The following is a 20,104-nucleotide window of genomic DNA, read 5'->3' on the forward strand; positions in this document are numbered from 1 at the left end:
CGTGTTATAATTACTCGAGTGCAAATTGGAGGAGGAAACGCATGAGACAATGGACTGCAACCCACATGGCTAAGTTAGCAAGGAAAGCAAGTATAGCTGTAGGTAAAAAGGGTACAGACTTGCCGGGACAGATTGCAAGACGTGTGGATCATAATATTTTAAGAAAATTAGCTAAACAAGTAGATGACATTGTTTTTATTAGTGGGACTAATGGTAAAACGACTACATCTAACTTAATTGGACATACTTTAAAGAAAAATCAAATAAACATTATTCACAATAATGAAGGGGCAAATATGGCAGCAGGGATAACTTCTGCTTTCATTATGCAAAGCTCTAAGGATACTAATATTGCGATAATTGAAATAGATGAAGGATCTATACCACGTGTTTTAAACGAAATTACACCCTCTATGATGGTGTTTACAAATTTCTTTAGAGATCAAATGGATCGATTTGGTGAAATCGATATTATGGTTGATAATATTGCAAAATCAATAAGTAACAAAGGGATAAAATTATTATTAAATGCAGATGATCCGTTTGTGAGTCGTTTGAAAATTGCAAGTCATTCCATTGTGTATTACGGAATGAAAAAATTTGCACATGAATTTGAACAAAGTACAATGAATGAAAGTAAATATTGTCCTAATTGTGGACGATTATTGCAATATGACTATATACATTATAATCAAATTGGACATTATCACTGTGAGTGTGGATTTAAACGAGAAGTACCTACATATGAAGTGTCATCATTTGAAGCTTCACCATTCTTAAAAATGATAATAAACCAAAGTGAGTTTAATATGAAAATTGCAGGAGATTTTAATTCTTATAATGCAATAGCAGCTTATACCGTATTAAGAGAATTGGGATTAAATGATGATGCAATACGCAAAGGTTTTGAAACATATACGTCTGATAATGGTCGAATGCAGTATTTTTCAAAAAATAAGAAGGAAGCTATGATTAATCTAGCAAAAAATCCAGCTGGAATGAATGCAAGCCTATCAGTAGGCGAACAAATTGATGATAAAAAAGTTTATGTGATTAGTCTTAATGACAACGCGGCAGATGGTCGAGATATTTCATGGATATACGATGCTGACTTTGAAAAGTTGGCTACCCAAGATATCGAAGCTATCATTGTAAGTGGTACACGTGCTGAGGAACTACAATTACGTCTCAAACTTGCTGAAGTTGAAGTGCCTATTAAGGTTGAAAAGGATATCTACAAAGCGACTGCATTAACTATGAAATACAGTTCATTTACGGTAGCAATTCCAAACTATACATCATTAACACCAATGCTTGAACAACTTAATCGCTCATTTGAAGGAGGGCAATCGTAAGATGAATGAACTAACGGTTTATCATTTCATGTCAGATAAGCTTAATTTATACAGTGATATTGGTAATATCATGGCATTAAAACAAAGAGCTAAAAAAAGAAATATTAAGATAAATGTTAAAGAAATCAATGAGACTGAAGGAGTCACATTTGATGATTGCGATATTTTCTTCATTGGTGGTGGGAGTGATAGGGAACAAGCGCTTGCCACAAAGGAATTAAGTAAGATTAAAACGTCGTTAAAAAATGCAATTGAAGATGGTATGCCTGGGTTAACTATATGCGGTGGTTATCAATTTTTAGGTCATAAGTATATTACTCCTGATGGTACCGAGTTAGAAGGATTGGGTGTTCTTGACTTCTATACCGAGTCTAAAAAAGAACGCTTAACTGGAGATATCATTATAGAGAGTGATACTTTTGGCACGATTGTTGGATTTGAAAATCATGGTGGTAGAACATATCATCCGTATGGAACATTAGGTCGAGTAACGTATGGTTATGGTAATAATGATAACGATCGAAAAGAAGGTATACACTATAAAAATCTATTAGGTTCTTATCTTCACGGCCCAATTTTACCAAAAAATCATGAAATAACTGATTATCTACTTGAGAAAGCATGTGAAAGAAAAGGGATACTATTTGAGCCTAAAAAGATTGATAACACCGAGGAAGAAGCTGCTAAGCAAGTTCTGATTAAACGTGCAAAAGAAAATAAAAAATAACTCAATACAACTTAATTTTTAATAATGATTGTTAATCATGACAATAATTGATTATTAGTATAAAGACTTATCATATTAATGCCTCTAGAACATCAATGCATGTTCTAGAGGCATTTTAACGTATTAGCAGCCATTGACTGAATTGTAAATAACTTATGAAGATGTTAATTAACAAAAGGTCAGGAACGAAGTGATGAGTATTTTCTTCTAAAACGCTAAAGAAAATGTGGAAAGTGGGATGTGTTGAGATGAAAAAACAATTTCTTCTATATGAATACGTAGCACTTTTTGATATACATTTAGGAAACGTTAATGTTCATTGACCTTGAAACATTGACACTCAAGTGCTAATTTCTATTATCTACGAAAAAAATACTTTGAAACATATAATAGTTGTTAAACTGTAATTGAACCATACAATAAATATAGGAGTGAAAATATGAAGATTTTTAAATTGACGTCATTGACTCTAGCTGCTTTAACGTTAGCCTTTCCGTTTTCACATGTCGCACAAGCACATACTTACTTAGAAAAGCATCATCAAACAAACGAAACCAAACAATCTCATAGCTTTTCATTAGAAGGTGAGGCAGGTAAAAATCCAACATTTTTAACTCAACCTCAATTTATTACTTCTCTAGATAATGGTCATTTAAATATTAATGGTTATCAGATTCAACAAGATGATACTAATGATATTGAATACAAAAAGATTTATGATCAAGAAATCAGAGCTACAAGCAATCATACAGCGATAAGTGTACGTTTCAGTATTAATAATCAATCACTATCACTTGAAAGTATGAAAGATGCATACCCAAAAGAGAGATTGAATCATATTCCACATACAAGCAGTGATTCACAATATCCAGAAGACGGTATATATGTGTATCATGGTAAAATGATTAAATTACAATACAAAGTGACACAAGGATTTGTTACGAGCGTGACGATAGGTGAAGGTGTAGACGAATAGTTTGCCAAACATTCAAATTTAAAGCGTTAACGAGATTTATGCGTATATTTATATGTATCAAGAAAGCCGTAGATAAACTTTGTTCTACGGCTTTGTATCATATTTAATTATTTTTTGAATAGGTAATAAAGTAATTATTTTTAACGTCATATTATTTTGCATAACGTGAATCTAAAATTTTGTATATGAGTAGAATTTCATATATGAGTGTACTTTTCATTTGATTTTGGTCAAACTCATCCATCTGTTTAACAGAAGACTTTAATGTTGCAATAGATTCTTTTTGACGTGTAAAGCTTCCTTTTTGAATGATGCCATTAATACTATTACTAATATTAATCAATGCTATCTTCTCATTAGCATCAAATGCAATAGACGTATGTTTGGGTAAATAAATAATGTTAGATAAATGTGAAATAAATAAACGGTTGTTATAAGCGCGATTTGTAAGGCGATTTAATAATTTCCAATTATCTTCATTTTTATGATAATGAAGTTCATCTCTTTGATAACTCATTAATGTTTCAGCTTTTTGAGCAATTATGTTTAATTTTGATAATTCTTTACTAGTCTTCTCTGAGCTAAATTTTCCTAATAATAACTCATTACAGCGTACATAAAATAAATTATACATTTTTTTCTCACTAAGGGCTAATTGCTCTTCAAGTTGATGATAATACTTAGGTGGTAAGATGATAAAATTGACTAATCCAGCCGTAACAAGCCCTATAAGAGCTGTAAGTAACCGTGAAAAGAAATTGAATACATATGCTTCATGTATACCTGGAATCATCGCAACGGAAGTTAATACTGCAACAGTTGTTCCTACCTGTAAATTAAGTTTAGTGCAAATCAAAATGGTAAATGTAGCACTTAAAGCATAACTTAACGGCGATTGATCACCGAAGACATATGTAAAGACAACAGCAAATAACGCACCGATAACTGTTGCTGGTAGCCTTTTATACCCCTTTTTTAATGATGCTTTAGCAGTAGGTTCAATTGTAACAATTGCAGTAAGTATGGCAAAAATTGGAGTGAGGTTTAACAACATACAAAATAAAGACGTAAAAAAAGTAGCCAAACCAGTTTTAATAGTTCGCGCTCCAATTATATGTCTATACCATTTATCATTCATATCATACTGACTCCTCTTAAGAAAAGGAAATTCGAAAAGACTTTACTTTAGACAAATTCTCTTTCTTTGAAAATTAATTTAACTATTACGAATCGTTATACATTCATATTTAGTATATCAAAAAATTTTTGCTATAATAAGATGTAATATAATTTATAAAGGAACGGGATAAAATGATTGTTAAAACTGATGAAGAATTACAAGCGTTAAAAGAAATAGGTTACATTTGTGCAAAAGTCAGAGATACTATGAAAGAAGCTACTCAACCTGGAGTGACTACCCGTGAATTAGATCACATTGCCAAAGATTTATTTGAAGAGCATGGAGCGATTTCAGCGCCTATTCATGATGAAAACTTCCCAGGTCAAACTTGCATTAGTGTTAACGAAGAGGTCGCGCATGGAATCCCTGGTAAACGAGTAATTCGTGAAGGTGACCTAGTTAATATTGACGTATCAGCTTTAAAAAATGGGTACTATGCTGATACTGGTATTTCATTTGTTGTAGGGAAATCAGATCAACCTCTTAAGCAAAAGGTCTGTGACGTAGCCACAATGGCTTTTGAAAATGCTATGAAAAAGGTGAAACCAGGTACAAAATTGAGTAATATTGGAAAAGCTGTTCATGCAACGGCACGACAAAATGACTTGACTGTGATTAAGAATTTAACTGGACATGGTGTTGGACAATCACTTCATGAGGCACCTAATCATGTCATGAATTATTTTGATCCTAAAGATAAAACATTATTAAAAGAAGGGCAAGTCATTGCAGTAGAACCATTCATATCAACACATGCTACATTTGTAACTGAAGGTAAAAATGAATGGGCATTTGAAACTAAGGATAAAAGTTATGTCGCCCAAATTGAACACACGGTTATAGTAACTAAAGATGGTCCGTTACTTACAACTAAGATTGATGATTAATTAAATATTAGTAATTCAAATTAGAATTTAAGATTATGATTTACTTTTTTCATATCTCGTCAGACTAAAGTATGAAGCGTATATGGTTCCGAAGCCTATTTCATTAGGTTTCGGAATTGTTTTATAATAAAGCTTAATCAGTGACGAGGTGATATCATTGAATATTTTAGATTCATATTTACAACAATTTATAAAACGTATTACTAAAAAAAGTATCAATGACTATAAAATGTCATTAGATAAGCAAATTAAAAATATTGATACTTATATTAATTATTTAAGAGAAAAAAGATTACAACTAAAGAAGTTAATTGACACCCTCACGCTCTCATTAGAAAATAAATATATAGATTTAGTAAACAATCAAGCAATCTATTGTGCTGAGGAAATACATGATAATGATATTGATATGATTAAATCACAATTAAATAATGCTGAGTCTTATTATGCGAGAATTGAAGCGGATATAAATTTACAATCTAGAATGAAAATAACTACTGAAGAAGCATTCCACTTTATATATCATATGAGTGCTGTAGCATAGAAAGGTGGCGAAATATGACACGCAAATATATATCAACTGAAATGTTGATTATTTTTACTGCTTTAATGATTATTGCCAATTTTTATTATATATTTTTTGAGAAAATTGGCTTTTTACTAGTACTCCTATTAGGATGTGTACTTGTATATGTAGGATATGTGTATTTCCATAAAGTTAGAGGACTATTATCTTTTTGGATAGGAACTATATTAATTGCTTTTACACTTTTGTCTAATAAGTACACGATTATTATTCTATTTGTCTTTTTAATTGTAGTCATCATACGTTACTTGGTTTATAAGTTTAGACCTTTAAAAGTGATTGCTACAGATGAAGACATCACATCACCCATTTTCATTAAACAAAAATGGTTTGGTGAACAACATACACCAGTGTATGTATATAAATGGGAAGACGTACAAATTCAACACGGTATAGGAGACATACACATTGATATGACAAAAGCAGCAAATATTAAGGAAACAAATACCATAGTTGTGCGTCATATTTTAGGTAAAGTACAAGTAGTTGTACCTCTTAATTATAATATAAATTTACATGCGACTCTCTTCTACGGTACTGCTTATGTGAATGATAAATCTTATAAGATTGAGAATAACCATGTTCAAATTGAAGAAAAAACGAAAGATGATAATTATACTGTTAATGTTTACGTTTCATCATTCATTGGAGACGTAGAGGTGATTTACAGATGAATCACTACATAAGAGCTATAGGCTCAATGCTTATATTAGTATATAGTATGCTTATTGCTTTTTTATTTATTGATAAAGTGTTTGTAAATATTATCTTTTTTCAAGGGATGTTTTATACACAAATATTTGGAATACCTGTTTTTCTATTTTTAAATTTATTAATTGTTTTTTTATGTATTATAGTTGGATCTGTTTTAGCTTATAAAATTAATCAACAAAATGATTGGATTATTTCCCAAATAGAAAGATCAATAGAAGGACAAACAGTAGGTATCAATGATCAAAATATCGAATTATATACAGAAACTATAGATATTTATCATACACTAGTTCCATTAAATCAAGAATTACATCGACTTAGAATGAAGACTCAGAATTTAACTAATGAAAACTACAATATTAATGATGTAAAAGTCAAAAAGATTATCGAAGATGAGCGACAACGACTTGCAAGGGAATTGCATGATTCTGTTAGCCAACAATTATTTGCTGCGAGCATGATGCTATCGGCAATAAAAGAGTCGAAATTAGAACCACCTTTAAATCAACAGATACCAATTCTTGAAAAAATGGTTCAAGACTCACAACTTGAAATGAGAGCTTTGTTGTTACATTTAAGACCGATAGGTTTAAAAGATAAGTCTCTAGGTGAAGGTATTAAAGATTTAGTCATCGATTTACAAAAGAAAGTACCAATGAAAGTTTTGCATGAAATTCAAGATTTTGAAGTGCCAAAAGGTATTGAAGATCATTTGTTCAGAATTACACAAGAAGCTATTTCAAATACATTGAGACATTCAAATGGTACGAAAGTAACTGTGGAATTATTTAATCAAGAGGATTATCTTTTACTAAGAATTCAAGATAATGGAAAAGGATTTAATGTAGATGAAAAATTTGAACAAAGTTATGGTTTAAAAAATATGCGAGAACGAGCGTTAGAAATTGGTGCGACGTTTCATATTGTATCTTTACCTGATTCAGGTACACGAATTGAAGTTAAGGCACCATTGAATAAGGAGGAGAATTCAAGTGGCGATTAAAGTTTTATTTGTTGATGATCATGAAATGGTAAGAATCGGTATTTCAAGCTATCTTTCAACACAAGAAGATATAGAAGTAGTAGGTGAGGGTGCTTCTGGTAAGGAGGCTATCACTAAAGCGCATGAGCTAAAACCAGATTTAATTTTAATGGATTTACTTATGGACGATATGGATGGTGTAGAAGCTACTACTGAAATAAAAAAAGATTTACCTCAAATTAAAGTAGTCATGTTAACAAGCTTTATAGAAGATAAAGAAGTTTATCGTGCACTTGATTCTGGAGTAGATAGTTATATTTTAAAGACAACAAGTGCAAGTGATATAGCTGACGCTGTGCGTAAAACGTATGAAGGTGAATCAGTATTTGAACCAGAAGTGTTAGTAAAAATGCGCAACCGTATGAAAAAACGTGCCGAGCTTTATGAAATGTTAACAGAAAGAGAAATGGAGATCTTATTACTTATAGCTAAAGGATACTCTAACCAAGAGATTGCAAGCGCCTCTCATATCACCATCAAAACAGTAAAAACTCATGTAAGTAACATACTGAGTAAATTAGAAGTACAAGATCGAACACAAGCAGTAATCTATGCGTTTCAGCATAATTTAATTCAATAAATTATTAAAGGCGAAAGTAACGGTGCATCTACCGATACTTTCGCCTTTCGATATTATCAGTCGGTTGTGTGATGTTCTTCTTTAGATTGATGATTGATATTATAAGTATCATCTTCATTAGAAATATCTACATCTTTATTATCTTTGTAGTATTCATAAGTCGTATTTTCGTTATAATGATTTTCATTGTTATCCTCATGTTTAATAGCAGCTTCTTCAGGTGTGTGACCAGCTATGACTTTTCTTTGGTGAATAATTGCATTGATTTCAGCACCGATAATAATAATAAAGCTTGTGATATACAACCATAAGAATAAAATGATAATACCAGCTAAACTTCCGTATGTTTTCGAATAGTTACTAAAGTTTGAAATATAGTAACCGAATGCAAACGACCCTAGTAACCAAATAATGGAAGTGAAAATAGCGCCAGGAATAACGGAACGTAATTTTGTTTTAACATTAGGTGCAACTGAATAAAGTACAGTAAATATGATGAAAATAATAATCAATGGAATAACAATTCGTACTAAATTAAAAATCCATTCAATTTGATTATCAATACCTAGTGGTCCAAATAAAAATTTATTAATGACTGGACCTAGTGTAATAAGTACAACAGCAACAACAAATACTGCACCTAAAACAAGTGTGTATAGTATACTTAATAATTTAACTACTATACCGTTTCGAGAATCTTCAACGTCATAAGCAACATTAAATGAGTTAATGATAGCGGACATTCCATTTGATGCTGACCAAATAGCTAAAATTAACCCAACTGACAAAATACCTCCACTGGCAGTGTCAGAGATATCTTTAACAATTCCGCCAACGATACTAGCTGTTTCTTGATCAGGGACATATTGACTTACTTTTTGATTAATCTGATTAGCATCAATCGTGATGAATTGACCAAGTAGCGTAAGTAAAAAAATTAGCATTGGGAAAAGTGCTAATACAAAATGATACGTCATCTGTGCTGCTAAACCTGCAGCGTCATCTTTACCTATCCTATAAATAAGGTAGGAAAAGAAATTAGAGTTTTCGGTGTATTTTGCTGGTTTATTCAGCCGAGAAACAAAAAATACTTGATTCTTTTTTTTAGGTTTCTTCGATTGGAATTCTTGCGGTTCTATATATGTACGGTCAACTTCTATTTTTTTATTCTTTTTATGCTCTTTATCTTCTATTGAATTAAGATATTTAGAAGTTGTTTTCTCTTTTTTTGACATAACAATCTCCTTCGCTTTTTATGTTTTACATTTAAACTTGTATTCCCATATTTGCGGTATAGTAAAACAAAAATGGTTTTATTTATATATGATAAATCTAATACCCTTTAAAAAGTAATGTATTTTTAACACTCAATGATTATTTTGGCCTAAATTAAATAGAAAGGCAATAGTTTTTGAATATTGATTTATAGTTTTAAACACGAGTTAAAGTATTAAACAAGGGCGAGTCAAAGTTTAACAATCAATGTAGAGTTTATAATCAACAAAGATAAAAAGAGTGGAGCAGAATTCATTTAGAATGAATTCCGTTCCACTTCATAGTCATTGAATATCATAAACTTATATGCCTACATTTTCCAATTGAAGTCCTACTTTCTCAGAAAATGCTACGTATTTAAAAGTTTATTTACCTAAGCGTTGATTTTTACGATTTACAAAAGTTTCTTTAGCATCTTTAATTGAACGTTCTAATTCAGGATTATTGCGACGTATTTCTTCTAATGTATCCTTCCAATACATTACTTCATCTTTGATGCTACTTATTTTTGAAGGTTTACGTGTACGATTTCCTTCTTTGATGTCTTTGAATGATTGTTTTAAAGAATGACGTGTAGATTTATCAGCAAGAGCAGCCGCGCCACCAATTACGGCACCAATTAAAATACCAGGTACTAATTTATTTTCCATAGTTGAATTACCTCTCTTTCAAATTTGCATCTTTTACGATGTAGTCAATTAAATTATCACAAGATGATTGCACCATCTCGAAAACACCTTCAAAATTATTAGTGTAGTATGGATCTGGTACATCACTCTCTTCCATGTTACTAAATTCTAGCAATTTGAACAATTGTCCTTGTAAATTTGGATTGATTTGTTTGATATTGTCTACGTTACTTTGGTCCATAGCAATAATATAGTCAAAATCATCATCAGGTTCGAAAAGTTCGCTCACCATACCATCATAAGGAATATGGTACTTCTGTAGAATTTTTTGTGTTCCATTATGTGGAGGTTCGCCTAAATTCCAACGTCCTGTACCTCTAGAATGAACTTTTATATCTGAAATGCTTCTTTCTTGTAGTCTTTGCCTCATGATAGCTTCAGCCATTGGAGAACGACATATATTACCTAGACATACAAATGCTACATGTATCATAAGTATTCACTCCAAACTATGTATTTATATGCCCATTTTATATACTATCTAAACAATAAGAAAGTACTTAACCTCAAATTCTATCAAAGTTTAACAAAATATGATATTTTGATAGAATATTGAACTAAAGAGGTGAATTAAATGTCATTATCTAATGAAGAAATGATTTCTAATATTAGACAAAAATTAAATATTGTAAATCAAGCGTTACTTAATCCGGAAAAATTTAAATCAACACCTCATCAAGACATAAGCGAAATATATGAATTCGTAATGTCTAAAGATTCATTCTCGCCTAGTGAGGTTACGGCCATTGCGGACCATTTAGGACAACTTAGACAAGATATGGAGGATTAATATGACGAGTTATCATAATAAGTTAAAACAATATGCAGAATTATTAGTAAGAGTGGGAATGAATGTACAGCCACATCAACCAGTATTTATACGTTCATCTGTCGAAGCTTTAGAATTAACTCATTTAATCGTCGAGGAAGCATATAAAGCAGGGGCAGAAGATGTTCGAGTGAGTTACACAGACCCGAGATTAAAAAGATTAAAATTTGAAAACGAATCAGTTGAACACTTTGAAAACCAAGAACTCAAACAATATGATATTGAAGAGCGTCTTGATTATGTTAATCGTGGTGCAGCGAACTTGGCACTCATTGCTGAAGATCCAGAGCTATTAAGTGGAATAGACGCGCATAAGTTAAAAGCGTATCAAACTGTATACTCAAAAGGATTTAAACCATATATGGAAGCAAGTCAAAAAAACCAGTTTCCATGGGTAGTGGCTGCTTTTCCTACGCGAGATTGGGCACATCGTGTCTATCCTGAGTTGGATGTTGAATCGGCATATATTAAATTCATTGATGAAGTATTTGATATTGTTCGTGTAGATGGACAAAATCCAATTGAAAATTGGGAAAAACATGTTAAAGATTTAAGTGTTCACGCTAAACGATTACAAGAGAAAAACTATCAAGCTTTACATTACATATCAGAAGGCACGGATTTAATAGTAGGGTTACCTGAAGGACACATATGGGAAGATGCAACAAGTTATGTAAATGGGGACGGTCAACCTTTTATTGCTAATATCCCTACAGAAGAAGTTTTTACAGCTCCAGATAGAAACAATGTTAATGGATATGTAACAAACAAATTACCTTTAAATCTTAATGGTAACATTATAGACGGGTTTACATTGACTTTTAAAGATGGTGTGATAGTTGATGTCAAAGCAGAAAAAGGTGAGAAATTACTTAAAGATTTGATTGCAACTGATGAAGGTGCATGTAGATTAGGGGAAGTAGCACTAGTGCCCGACGATTCACCAATATCAAATCGACGCACAATATTCTATAACACTCTTTTTGATGAAAATGCATCATGCCACCTAGCTATTGGGTCAGCTTATAGTTTTAATATCAAAGGTGGTACTGAAATGACTACAGAAGAAAAAATTACAAATGGACTTAATGATTCCAATATTCATGAAGATTTCATGATTGGTAGTCCTGATTTAACAATTTATGGGATATTGCAAGATGAAACAAAAGAATTAGTTTTTAAAAATGGAAATTGGGCTAAATAGTATAAGTGGAATAAACAATCAATTTATTAAAATGAATTGGGAGTTTGTTTAAATATTATAAATTGGGGAGATTATGATTTATGGCTAACACAAATAGAAAAAGCAAAAAAATGTCAGATGCTAAATGCGTCAAAACAAGACAGGTATATCCACAAGATACCAATCATCATCACACAATGTTCGGTGGAACTTTAATGGCAAATATAGATGAAATAGCTGCTATTACTGCTATGAAGCACGCTGGGAACCCAGTTGTTACTGCATCAACAGATTCTGTTGACTTTTTAAGACCTATTACAACAGGAGATATTTTATCATATGAAGCAATGGTTTCTTATGCTGGAACAAGTTCAATGGAGATATGTGTTCAAATTGTTATTGATGATGTTTATAAGAACGAGCGCCATTTGGCTGCTTTAAGTTTTTTAACTTTTGTAGCATTAGATAGTGATGGAAAGCCAACATCAGTACCTGATGTTGAACCTGAAACATCTGTAGAAAAATGGTTCCATGAAACTGCACCACAACGTGTTGCTAGACGTAAAGAACGTCGTAAAGAAAGTATAGATACAATTGAATATTTATCTAGAGTTAGACATATCGAAAAGTAAGAATTTAGTAATTAATTTAAATGATAAGATAATATAAGTTTAACAATAAAGTTTTCTTTTTTAATAAAACAGTAACCACCCTATGAATGTTGAAAACTACATAGAGTGGTTACTGTTTGTTTATACCAAAATTAGTTACGAAAATATTTGATATTGATGCATTTTTTGTTCTTTTTTCTTGAAATCAGTATTTGGGTAATACATATTTTTAACTAAAACATTTGGACCTAGACAGTGATATTCTGGACAATGACAATTTAAAGATTGTGCAAGATCAGTGTTTAACCACTGGTTGAAAACATCTGTCAATTTATCCTTTTGTATATTAGATATTGTACCATTTTCATCACCAAAGTCAGTCACAATAACATCGCCAGTAAATACATTAACATTCAAACGGCTACGACCATCAGGGTCATTTCTCATTGTAACATTCTTTGATTTTCTTAAACGTTGCAATAAATGTTGATCATATTCATCATTTAAACAAGGATAGATAGGTAGAGTACCAAACAACATCCATGTGTTTTCATCACGTATATCTAATAAATGATGAATAGCTTCTTTCATTTCTTTAAGAGATAATACATTTAATTGGCTGGCAAAATCAGATGGATACATTGGGTGAATCTCATGACGGCTACATTTCATGTCATTTACCACTTCGTTATGTATTTTATTTAGATAAGGGACTGTGTTTTGATTAAGCATTGTTTCTGCCGAAACGAACATGCCTTGGTCTGATAAAGTGCTGGAATTTTCAAGCATTTGCTCATATAATTTTAACTTGGCTTTTAGAGGAGGTTGTTTTCTCATTGCACCAAAGCCAACATCAGTAAACTCTTGAATGGTTCCCCAATTATGTGAAATGTGCATAACATCTATGTATTCTGCAATATCTAAATACCGGTCTTGAGGTAAAGTTAAATTTGAATTCATTTGAACATAAATACCACGATGTTTGGCATACTTAAGTAGAGGCTTAACGACGTTTTTGATTGATTTTTTGGAAAACATGGGTTCTCCACCTGTAATAGACAATGTTCTTAAGTTAGGTATCTCGTCCAAACGTCGATAGATGATATCCATTGGGAGAGGATCAGGATCTTTAGTTTGTAAAGTGTAACCAACTGCACAATGACTGCAACGCATATTACATAAATTTGTAGTTGTAAATTCTATATTACTCAATGTTAATTGGTTATGTTCTAAAATATCATTGTATGCTTCCCATGGATCATTGTTGATAGAAATAGGGGATTTGTTTGATATTATCATAATTTATTACTCCTAAAATTAAAAAATTTCCATCTACTTTGTTTTGATTATGTGCAAAATGTACAATGAATATTATTATGATTATATCGCTTTTTGTCAAATTCTGTTAGGATAATATTATCGTAGTAAATACAAGTAAAAAGGAGTTCCAATATTTAATGAGTGAACAGCAAACGATTGATCAAATTAAAACACGATTAAACAAATTTATTGAAGACATTGATCACGTAAATCCGGATGAGGTACGTGTAGAAGATATTGATGAGTGGATTGGTTTACTTGATCAGTTGGAAGAAAAAGTGAAACAAGTTTCAAAATAATTATTTAGGAAGTCTAGGACATCAATCACAATCCTAGACTTTCTTAACGTATAACCACTGAATAATTAAAACATAAAAGTTTTCCATATAATTTAGTATTGGGGCCCCAACATAGAGAATTTCAGATAGAAATTCGACAGACAAAGCAAGTTGGGGTTGGGGCCCAACAAAGAGAATTTCATATAGAAATTCAACAGACAAAGCAAGTTGGGGTTGGGGCCCCAACAAAGAGAATTTCAGATAGAAATTCAACAGACAAAGCAAGTTGGGGTTGGAGAATGACAATGTAATAATGCTAATAAGTTTAGCTCTTTTTTAATTTGGAAAATTTAGCAATAGATGTTTAACACCCTATTTTTTTGTCTATACTATATTTAGATTGAAAAACAGATAAATGAAAGGTGATGCCAAATTATGACAAAAAAAGTAGCAATTATTCTAGCAGATGAATTTGAAGATATAGAATTAACAAGTCCTAAAGAAGTATTAGAAAATGCTGGATTTGAAACAGAAGTGATTGGTGATACAGCTAACCATGAAGTTGTTGGTAAGCACGGTGAGAAAGTCACTGTTGATGTTAGCATTGCTGATGCCAAACCAGAAGACTATGATGCATTATTAATTCCTGGTGGATTTTCACCTGACCACTTACGTGGTGATGAAGAAGGTCGCTATGGTACTTTTGCTAAGTATTTCACTAAAAATGATGTTCCAACATTTGCAATTTGTCACGGTCCATTAGTATTAGTTGATACTGACGATTTAAAAGGACGTACAATTACGGGTGTTATTAACGTACGCAAAGATTTATCAAATGCTGGTGCGAATGTTGTAGATGAATCAGTAGTGGTAGACAACAACATTGTAACAAGTCGTGTACCTGATGATTTAGATGACTTCAATAGAGAAATTGTAAAAAAATTAGAAGCATAAATCGCGATTTACAATGAACTAATTTGCATTCATTATTATGATTTTAAATTATTGATTAAGGCTGTTGTTAAAGTTTTTGACTTTCTCAACAGTCTCTTTTTTATGGCATCAAATAAATGATTAAAAACTGAATTTTGACAGGTAAATGATATCTTTTAAATGACAACTTGAGTATAAATGAATAAATTATACTTTTGACTTTACTTAAGTCTTAAAATTACTGCTACACCTTGGGACTGATTTTTTAACTTAACTATAGCTAAACGGTTAAACAATTGGTAAACTCACTTTAAAAGGGTGAGTTTGAGAAAAGGAGAAAACCCATGAAAAGAAGCGATAAATATACGGCTGATTATATTGAACAACATTATGAGTCTCAACGACCTCATTACAATACGTATTATCAACCAATAGGGAAACCACCGAAAAAGAAAAAAAGTAAAAAAATTTTCTTAAAAGCAATTATCACTATATTAATTTTATTGATTATATTTTTTGGTGTCATGTACTTTATTTCTTCAAGAGCAAATGTAGATGATTTAAAATCAATAGAAAATAAAAGTGATTTTGTTGCTACCGAAAATATGCCTAACTATGTAAAAGGCGCATTTATTTCAATGGAGGATGAGCGTTTCTATAAACATCATGGCTTTGATATAAAAGGAACGACAAGGGCATTGTTTTCAACTATTAGCGATAGAGATGTGCAAGGTGGAAGTACAATTACGCAACAAGTTGTAAAGAATTATTATTACGATAATGAACGATCCTTTACAAGAAAAATCAAAGAATTGTTTGTAGCGCGTAAAGTCGAAAAGCAATACAGTAAAAATCAAATTTTAAGTTTTTATATGAATAATATTTATTATGGTGATAATCAATATACTGTAGAAGGTGCTGCAAATCATTATTTTGGTGTAACGGTAGATAAAAACAATTCAAATATGAGTCAGATTAGTGTGTTACAAAGTGCCATATTAGCAAGCAAAGTAAATGCGCCAAGTGTGTATGACGTAAATGATATGTCGAATAATTACATCAATAGAGTTAAAACCAATTTAGAGAAAATGAAACAACAAAATTTTATTAGTGAATCACAATATCAAGAAGCTATGTCTCAACTTGGAAATTAAACGACAAACAAATAAAGATGATATAAATATATTGGTATTAGTTTATAGAAGCAATACTTTTATTAACTATTTAATGATGATGTTGTGTCAATCTTTTAAAACATTTTAAGTCGATAGCTAAATAAATTTAAAGGAGTAGGACAGGATGAAATCTGTTTTACTTCTTTTTTATTGCATAAAGTAAATATATAAAATTCAAAGTCTTTTATGAAACATCTAATGATGTGTAATAATATATGTAAGAAAAAACGTTTGAATATAGAAGTAGGGATAGTAAAATGCCAAAGGTAACTAAAATAGAAGTACAAAAAAAGAATAAAGAACGCTTTAATCTCTTTTTAGATGGAGAATTTGAAATGGGAATAGATATTGATACACTAGTTAAATTTAACTTAAAAAAAGATCAAATACTTGAACCGTCAGATATGCAGAACATTCAAGAATATGATCACTACCGTCGAGGTGTTAATCTCGCAATTCAATACTTGTCTTATAAGAAACGTACTGAAAGAGAAGTTATACAGTATTTAGAAAAAAACGATATTCAAAGTAATGCTATTCAAGATGTCATTGACTATTGCTATAAGGAAAAGTTTATTGATCATGAAGATTACGCAGAAAGTTTAAAAAATACCATGATACATACTACAGATAAAGGGCCAGAAATATATAGACAAAAACTCTACCAATTAGGTATTGAAGCTACGATTATTGAAAAATATGTCAAAGCATATGAACAACAACAACCATTAGATGACGTTATTAAAGTTGGTAAAAAAGTGATGAAGTCTAAAAAAGGCCCTGAAGCAAAGGTAAAGCAAAAAGTAACACAGTCACTTCTCCAAAAAGGATATAAACTTGAAACGATTCAACTAGTTATGAATGAAATAGATTTTTCTCAAGACGAAGAAACATTAGACCATTTATTGCAACGTGATTTAGAGAAAGTCTATAATAAAAATTGTAAAAAATATGACAGTGATAAAAGTGTTATTAAAACCATAGAGGCACTTATGAGAAAAGGCTATAATTATGATAAAATTAAATCTAAATTAGAAGAAAGTGGTATATCGTATGAATAAAAAGAAAATGAGTGAAATGTCCGAGCAAGAACTTAGACATGAAATACAATTATTTAAAGAAAAAATGCGTAAAGCAGAGATGAATGGCATTATGAATGAATATGATGTTTATCAAAGTAAAGTGATTATAGCAGAAAGCTATCTAGTGGATCGCAATAAAATTGAACCTGGAAAAATCTATAAACTCAATGATGGTAGTAAACAGTACTTTAAAGTAGAACGACTCAAGGGTGTATTTGCATGGGGGTTTAGAATAAACAGTAGTGAACCTGAGGAAGGTCTACCATTAGCATTATTAAAATTTTAGAAGGATGTATAATTGATGGGAAGCTCAATAGTTTTAAAATTACTCAAGGTAACACATTATTATAGAAATCATAGTTCAAAAAAATGGTATCGACCATTGGGTTATGATGCCGAGGACATCAACCTAAATAATATTTCTTTGCACATTTATCAAGGTGAAGCATTAGGTATAATCGGTGAACCTGGATCTTCTAAAACTTTGATTGGTCGAATTTTAAGTGGTTCAGTGAAACCTGATAAAGGTAAGGTTGTCCGAACTAAAAACTTGTATTTCGGTGATATTGATGATCGAAAGATTAATAATTTAACTGTGAGCCAATATGTGAGCGAACTCGTACAACTTTTTCCTTATGAAGTAACTGAGCATAAAGTTGAACAAATTATTCATTGGGCACATTTAGGTGATCATATAGAGGAAAAGGTTTCTAATTTAAGCGAAAAATCATACGCACAACTTTTACTTAGTATTGCACGTTCTTCAAAAAACGATATTATCATCTTAAATCACGTTTTATCACATTTAGATGAAACATTTATAGAAAGAGCTTCCATTTTATCAACAGATTATATTGAAGAAAATAAAACTCTAGTCTTAATCGATAATGATATAGAAAAGATAAGTAAAACAAGCAACTACATAACATGGGTATCACATGGCCAGATACGCAAGGAAGGTTCTCTAAATCAGGTGTTACCAACTTTTAGAGAACATGAAAAAGATCGTAATAGTTTAAAATCAGAAATGGAAATTGAGAACTTTGATTATGATTGGAAGAAGAATCGATCTCGGATTCCTGAAATGACTTATAATTTCAAAAGAATAGAACGTTATAATCATGCTAAGCCACCAAAATTTCTAGTGAGATTTTGGACATTATTTGTCAGCTTTTTGATGGGGCTTGTTTTAATGACTGTACTTTTCTTTAATAACTTAGGTATGGTCAAACTAGGGAATATTAATACTCAAGCATCCATACAGAATCAGAATAAAGATACTTACGAAGAAAAACTTGCATATGGATTAGCATTAGATGGATCAGTTACTTTAAACGGGTCTAAAGATTTAAAAGTACCTAAGTATAGTTTAATTACAATTACTGGTGAAAATAACAAAAGGTACCGCGTCGAATTGAATCAAAGGACATATAGTATTAGTAAAAATCAAGTGTTTTATTTCAATCCAGCTGGGTTATACGAATCTCATACTTTTAAGAAATTATCACCTTATATAAAATCAAATTATAGTACTTACGTAGAGTACTTTAACAGTCACTTACATCAAAAACATGATAAAGTAACAGAAACGCTTAGACCTGATAAAGATAAACAGTATGTTGTACCGATCACGCAACAACCTATAAAAATGATATTTGGTGATAATGATAAACTGTCTGGATTTGTTATTCCAATGACAAATAAAACGGAATTGAAAAAAACATTTAATATCACGAAAGATGTATGGATTACTAAAAATGGAAGCGGTTATTTTATCGCTGACATGAAAGAAGAAAAATGGATTTATATTGAATTGTAGGTGTGAAAATGATAGATAATTTAATTGTATATATTAAAAACTTACCACATCTTTTTAGTTTTTGTACTCAAAGGCTTAAGCAAACATGGAAGTGGTTTGCAATTAGCCTAATTATAGGACTAGTAATTATTCTAGCATTAGAAGGATTTTTTAATTTTAACCATACTACTGATATTGTTCAAGTGCGTTGGTTATTCAGAATTTCATCACTCATCATATTCAGCATAATTATACAATCTATTTATATAGCTTATAAGTACTATATCAGAGATTTCGTTGTCATGAAGTCATTTCATATATCTGCTGTCACACCTACTATAGTTATAGCGATGTTAGGTTTAATAACAATACTTATTCTGGGTATAGTTATTATTATCCTTAAGCCTGTGAATTTTGAAGCATCAATACTTTCATTTTTATATTATTTAGTAATTATAGCCATTTTTATCAGTGTGACTTCGATAATGTTGGGCTTACTGAATTATGCAATTAAACATGTAAAACTGATATTTATTATAGTAAGTGCTATCAGTTTCTTTATGGTTCCAATTACATACATCCCTAAGACAAATTTAAATGTGATTAATCATATTATGATGTTAAATCCTCTGTATTATTTCGTAAATGGTAGTTCGCAAGCAATAGTATTTGGTACAGTCAGTATGAGCAATTTACCTTATCATTTATATATTATTATTTTAATTGGAATCATGTGTGTGATTAATTATGCGCTTGTGCGTCACATAGCATTTGATAAATATCAAAGCCAATCTAACCAAAAGAGTTATTCAAAAGAAAAAAAGAATAAAGAAAAGGAACGTTGAAACGTAAATTTAGATAAATAAATAGTTCAATAAAGTGTA

Annotated in this window: 23 protein-coding genes; 18 read left to right on the forward strand and 5 right to left on the reverse strand. The window is 31.0% G+C overall.

Features of this window, described 5'->3' with window-relative positions:
* Positions 1 to 41: 41 nt before the first annotated feature.
* The 3 genes from NST35_RS04480 to isaB all read left to right on the forward strand — a co-directional run bounded on the left by NST35_RS04480 (position 42) and on the right by isaB (position 3,058).
* Positions 42 to 1,355: a Mur ligase family protein gene (locus NST35_RS04480; protein ID WP_002447448.1), complete on the forward strand. Its 1,314-nt coding sequence runs from the start codon at positions 42 to 44 to the stop codon at positions 1,353 to 1,355.
* 1 nt (position 1,356) lies between these two features.
* Entirely contained in the window at positions 1,357 to 2,082 is a 726-nt protein-coding gene (locus NST35_RS04485; protein WP_001832482.1) for a type 1 glutamine amidotransferase, read from the forward strand.
* A 439-nt stretch (positions 2,083 to 2,521) separates the two neighbouring features.
* Positions 2,522 to 3,058 (forward strand): immunodominant staphylococcal antigen IsaB family protein, encoded by a 537-nt coding sequence (isaB, locus tag NST35_RS04490; RefSeq protein ID WP_002447446.1) that lies wholly within the window; start codon positions 2,522 to 2,524, stop codon positions 3,056 to 3,058.
* 151 nt (positions 3,059 to 3,209) lie between these two features.
* On the opposite strand, the gene NST35_RS04495 is transcribed toward isaB, so the two are convergent.
* A complete protein-coding gene (locus tag NST35_RS04495; protein ID WP_002447445.1) occupies positions 3,210 to 4,196 on the reverse strand; it encodes an FUSC family protein in 987 nt (328 codons plus the stop codon).
* A gap of 173 nt (positions 4,197 to 4,369) precedes the next feature.
* On the opposite strand from NST35_RS04495, the gene map reads away from it, so the two are divergent.
* From map to vraR, 5 genes are all read left to right on the forward strand, one after another.
* Positions 4,370 to 5,125, forward strand: coding sequence for a type I methionyl aminopeptidase (gene map, locus NST35_RS04500; RefSeq protein ID WP_002447444.1), 756 nt, complete (start codon positions 4,370 to 4,372; stop codon positions 5,123 to 5,125).
* 157 nt (positions 5,126 to 5,282) lie between these two features.
* Positions 5,283 to 5,669, forward strand: coding sequence for a hypothetical protein (locus NST35_RS04505; protein ID WP_002458548.1), 387 nt, complete (start codon positions 5,283 to 5,285; stop codon positions 5,667 to 5,669).
* A gap of 14 nt (positions 5,670 to 5,683) precedes the next feature.
* Entirely contained in the window at positions 5,684 to 6,385 is a 702-nt protein-coding gene (vraT, locus tag NST35_RS04510) for a cell wall-active antibiotics response protein VraT (RefSeq protein ID WP_340747267.1), read from the forward strand.
* Positions 6,382 to 7,428 (forward strand): sensor histidine kinase VraS, encoded by a 1,047-nt coding sequence (gene vraS / locus NST35_RS04515; RefSeq protein ID WP_002447441.1) that lies wholly within the window; start codon positions 6,382 to 6,384, stop codon positions 7,426 to 7,428. The genes vraT and vraS overlap by 4 nt, the downstream gene beginning before the upstream one ends.
* Positions 7,418 to 8,047 (forward strand): response regulator transcription factor VraR, encoded by a 630-nt coding sequence (gene vraR, locus NST35_RS04520; RefSeq protein WP_002473914.1) that lies wholly within the window; start codon positions 7,418 to 7,420, stop codon positions 8,045 to 8,047. Before vraS ends, vraR begins: the two co-directional genes overlap by 11 nt.
* 56 nt (positions 8,048 to 8,103) lie before the next feature.
* On the opposite strand, the gene NST35_RS04525 is transcribed toward vraR, so the two are convergent.
* The 3 genes from NST35_RS04525 to NST35_RS04535 form a co-directional block, all read right to left on the reverse strand.
* Complete coding sequence (locus NST35_RS04525; RefSeq protein WP_002458547.1) at positions 8,104 to 9,282, reverse strand: YihY/virulence factor BrkB family protein; 1,179 nt, start codon at positions 9,280 to 9,282, stop codon at positions 8,104 to 8,106.
* Positions 9,283 to 9,687: 405 nt separating this feature from the next.
* Positions 9,688 to 9,972, reverse strand: coding sequence for a YtxH domain-containing protein (locus tag NST35_RS04530; RefSeq protein WP_002447438.1), 285 nt, complete (start codon positions 9,970 to 9,972; stop codon positions 9,688 to 9,690).
* Positions 9,973 to 9,979: 7 nt separating this feature from the next.
* Positions 9,980 to 10,444, reverse strand: coding sequence for a low molecular weight protein-tyrosine-phosphatase (locus tag NST35_RS04535; RefSeq protein ID WP_002458546.1), 465 nt, complete (start codon positions 10,442 to 10,444; stop codon positions 9,980 to 9,982).
* A 141-nt stretch (positions 10,445 to 10,585) separates the two neighbouring features.
* Here NST35_RS04535 and NST35_RS04540 point away from each other — a divergent pair, with 141 nt between their 5' ends.
* The 3 genes from NST35_RS04540 to NST35_RS04550 all read left to right on the forward strand — a co-directional run bounded on the left by NST35_RS04540 (position 10,586) and on the right by NST35_RS04550 (position 12,655).
* Positions 10,586 to 10,801, forward strand: a complete 216-nt coding sequence (locus NST35_RS04540; protein WP_001830421.1) for a DUF1128 domain-containing protein — start codon at positions 10,586 to 10,588, stop codon at positions 10,799 to 10,801.
* A 1-nt stretch (position 10,802) separates the two neighbouring features.
* Entirely contained in the window at positions 10,803 to 12,044 is a 1,242-nt protein-coding gene (locus tag NST35_RS04545; protein WP_002458545.1) for an aminopeptidase, read from the forward strand.
* An 80-nt stretch (positions 12,045 to 12,124) separates the two neighbouring features.
* Entirely contained in the window at positions 12,125 to 12,655 is a 531-nt protein-coding gene (locus tag NST35_RS04550; protein ID WP_002447436.1) for an acyl-CoA thioesterase, read from the forward strand.
* A 135-nt stretch (positions 12,656 to 12,790) separates the two neighbouring features.
* On the opposite strand, the gene yfkAB is transcribed toward NST35_RS04550, so the two are convergent.
* Positions 12,791 to 13,933 carry a radical SAM/CxCxxxxC motif protein YfkAB gene (yfkAB, locus tag NST35_RS04555; protein WP_002458544.1) on the reverse strand — a complete coding sequence of 381 codons (1,143 nt, stop codon included), beginning with the start codon at positions 13,931 to 13,933 and terminating at the stop codon, positions 12,791 to 12,793.
* A 158-nt stretch (positions 13,934 to 14,091) separates the two neighbouring features.
* On the opposite strand from yfkAB, the gene NST35_RS04560 reads away from it, so the two are divergent.
* From NST35_RS04560 to NST35_RS04590, 7 genes are all read left to right on the forward strand, one after another.
* Entirely contained in the window at positions 14,092 to 14,253 is a 162-nt protein-coding gene (locus NST35_RS04560; protein ID WP_001830395.1) for an SE1561 family protein, read from the forward strand.
* A 414-nt stretch (positions 14,254 to 14,667) separates the two neighbouring features.
* Positions 14,668 to 15,186: a type 1 glutamine amidotransferase domain-containing protein gene (locus tag NST35_RS04565; protein WP_002458543.1), complete on the forward strand. Its 519-nt coding sequence runs from the start codon at positions 14,668 to 14,670 to the stop codon at positions 15,184 to 15,186.
* A gap of 323 nt (positions 15,187 to 15,509) precedes the next feature.
* Entirely contained in the window at positions 15,510 to 16,319 is an 810-nt protein-coding gene (gene sgtB, locus NST35_RS04570; protein ID WP_002458542.1) for a monofunctional peptidoglycan glycosyltransferase SgtB, read from the forward strand.
* A 278-nt stretch (positions 16,320 to 16,597) separates the two neighbouring features.
* Positions 16,598 to 17,401 (forward strand): recombination regulator RecX, encoded by an 804-nt coding sequence (gene recX, locus NST35_RS04575; RefSeq protein ID WP_002447432.1) that lies wholly within the window; start codon positions 16,598 to 16,600, stop codon positions 17,399 to 17,401.
* On the forward strand, positions 17,394 to 17,708 hold the full coding sequence (locus NST35_RS04580) for a YfhH family protein (RefSeq protein ID WP_001830430.1): 315 nt from the start codon (positions 17,394 to 17,396) through the stop codon (positions 17,706 to 17,708). The genes recX and NST35_RS04580 overlap by 8 nt, the downstream gene beginning before the upstream one ends.
* A 15-nt stretch (positions 17,709 to 17,723) precedes the next feature.
* A complete protein-coding gene (locus NST35_RS04585) occupies positions 17,724 to 19,241 on the forward strand; it encodes an ATP-binding cassette domain-containing protein (RefSeq protein WP_002447431.1) in 1,518 nt (505 codons plus the stop codon).
* 8 nt (positions 19,242 to 19,249) lie between these two features.
* Positions 19,250 to 20,065, forward strand: a complete 816-nt coding sequence (locus tag NST35_RS04590; protein WP_002458541.1) for a hypothetical protein — start codon at positions 19,250 to 19,252, stop codon at positions 20,063 to 20,065.
* Positions 20,066 to 20,104: the final 39 nt, after the last annotated feature.

The sequence above is a fragment of the Staphylococcus sp. FSL W8-0304 genome (assembly GCF_038006565.1).
Lineage (GTDB): Bacteria > Bacillota > Bacilli > Staphylococcales > Staphylococcaceae > Staphylococcus > Staphylococcus epidermidis.

Coding starts and splice junctions, on each gene's coding strand:
- NST35_RS04480 (WP_002447448.1), top strand. CDS start 42: ATGAGACAATGGACTGCAACCCACATGGCTAAGTTAGCAAGGAAAGCA.
- NST35_RS04525 (WP_002458547.1), bottom strand. CDS start 9,282: ATGTCAAAAAAAGAGAAAACAACTTCTAAATATCTTAATTCAATAGAA.
- isaB (WP_002447446.1), top strand. CDS start 2,522: ATGAAGATTTTTAAATTGACGTCATTGACTCTAGCTGCTTTAACGTTA.
- NST35_RS04590 (WP_002458541.1), top strand. CDS start 19,250: ATGATAGATAATTTAATTGTATATATTAAAAACTTACCACATCTTTTT.
- NST35_RS04535 (WP_002458546.1), bottom strand. CDS start 10,444: ATGATACATGTAGCATTTGTATGTCTAGGTAATATATGTCGTTCTCCA.
- map (WP_002447444.1), top strand. CDS start 4,370: ATGATTGTTAAAACTGATGAAGAATTACAAGCGTTAAAAGAAATAGGT.
- NST35_RS04540 (WP_001830421.1), top strand. CDS start 10,586: ATGTCATTATCTAATGAAGAAATGATTTCTAATATTAGACAAAAATTA.
- NST35_RS04585 (WP_002447431.1), top strand. CDS start 17,724: ATGGGAAGCTCAATAGTTTTAAAATTACTCAAGGTAACACATTATTAT.
- NST35_RS04580 (WP_001830430.1), top strand. CDS start 17,394: ATGAATAAAAAGAAAATGAGTGAAATGTCCGAGCAAGAACTTAGACAT.
- vraT (WP_340747267.1), top strand. CDS start 5,684: ATGACACGCAAATATATATCAACTGAAATGTTGATTATTTTTACTGCT.
- NST35_RS04565 (WP_002458543.1), top strand. CDS start 14,668: ATGACAAAAAAAGTAGCAATTATTCTAGCAGATGAATTTGAAGATATA.
- NST35_RS04495 (WP_002447445.1), bottom strand. CDS start 4,196: ATGAATGATAAATGGTATAGACATATAATTGGAGCGCGAACTATTAAA.
- NST35_RS04545 (WP_002458545.1), top strand. CDS start 10,803: ATGACGAGTTATCATAATAAGTTAAAACAATATGCAGAATTATTAGTA.
- vraS (WP_002447441.1), top strand. CDS start 6,382: ATGAATCACTACATAAGAGCTATAGGCTCAATGCTTATATTAGTATAT.
- NST35_RS04530 (WP_002447438.1), bottom strand. CDS start 9,972: ATGGAAAATAAATTAGTACCTGGTATTTTAATTGGTGCCGTAATTGGT.
- yfkAB (WP_002458544.1), bottom strand. CDS start 13,933: ATGATAATATCAAACAAATCCCCTATTTCTATCAACAATGATCCATGG.
- NST35_RS04560 (WP_001830395.1), top strand. CDS start 14,092: ATGAGTGAACAGCAAACGATTGATCAAATTAAAACACGATTAAACAAA.
- recX (WP_002447432.1), top strand. CDS start 16,598: ATGCCAAAGGTAACTAAAATAGAAGTACAAAAAAAGAATAAAGAACGC.
- NST35_RS04485 (WP_001832482.1), top strand. CDS start 1,357: ATGAATGAACTAACGGTTTATCATTTCATGTCAGATAAGCTTAATTTA.
- NST35_RS04550 (WP_002447436.1), top strand. CDS start 12,125: ATGGCTAACACAAATAGAAAAAGCAAAAAAATGTCAGATGCTAAATGC.
- sgtB (WP_002458542.1), top strand. CDS start 15,510: ATGAAAAGAAGCGATAAATATACGGCTGATTATATTGAACAACATTAT.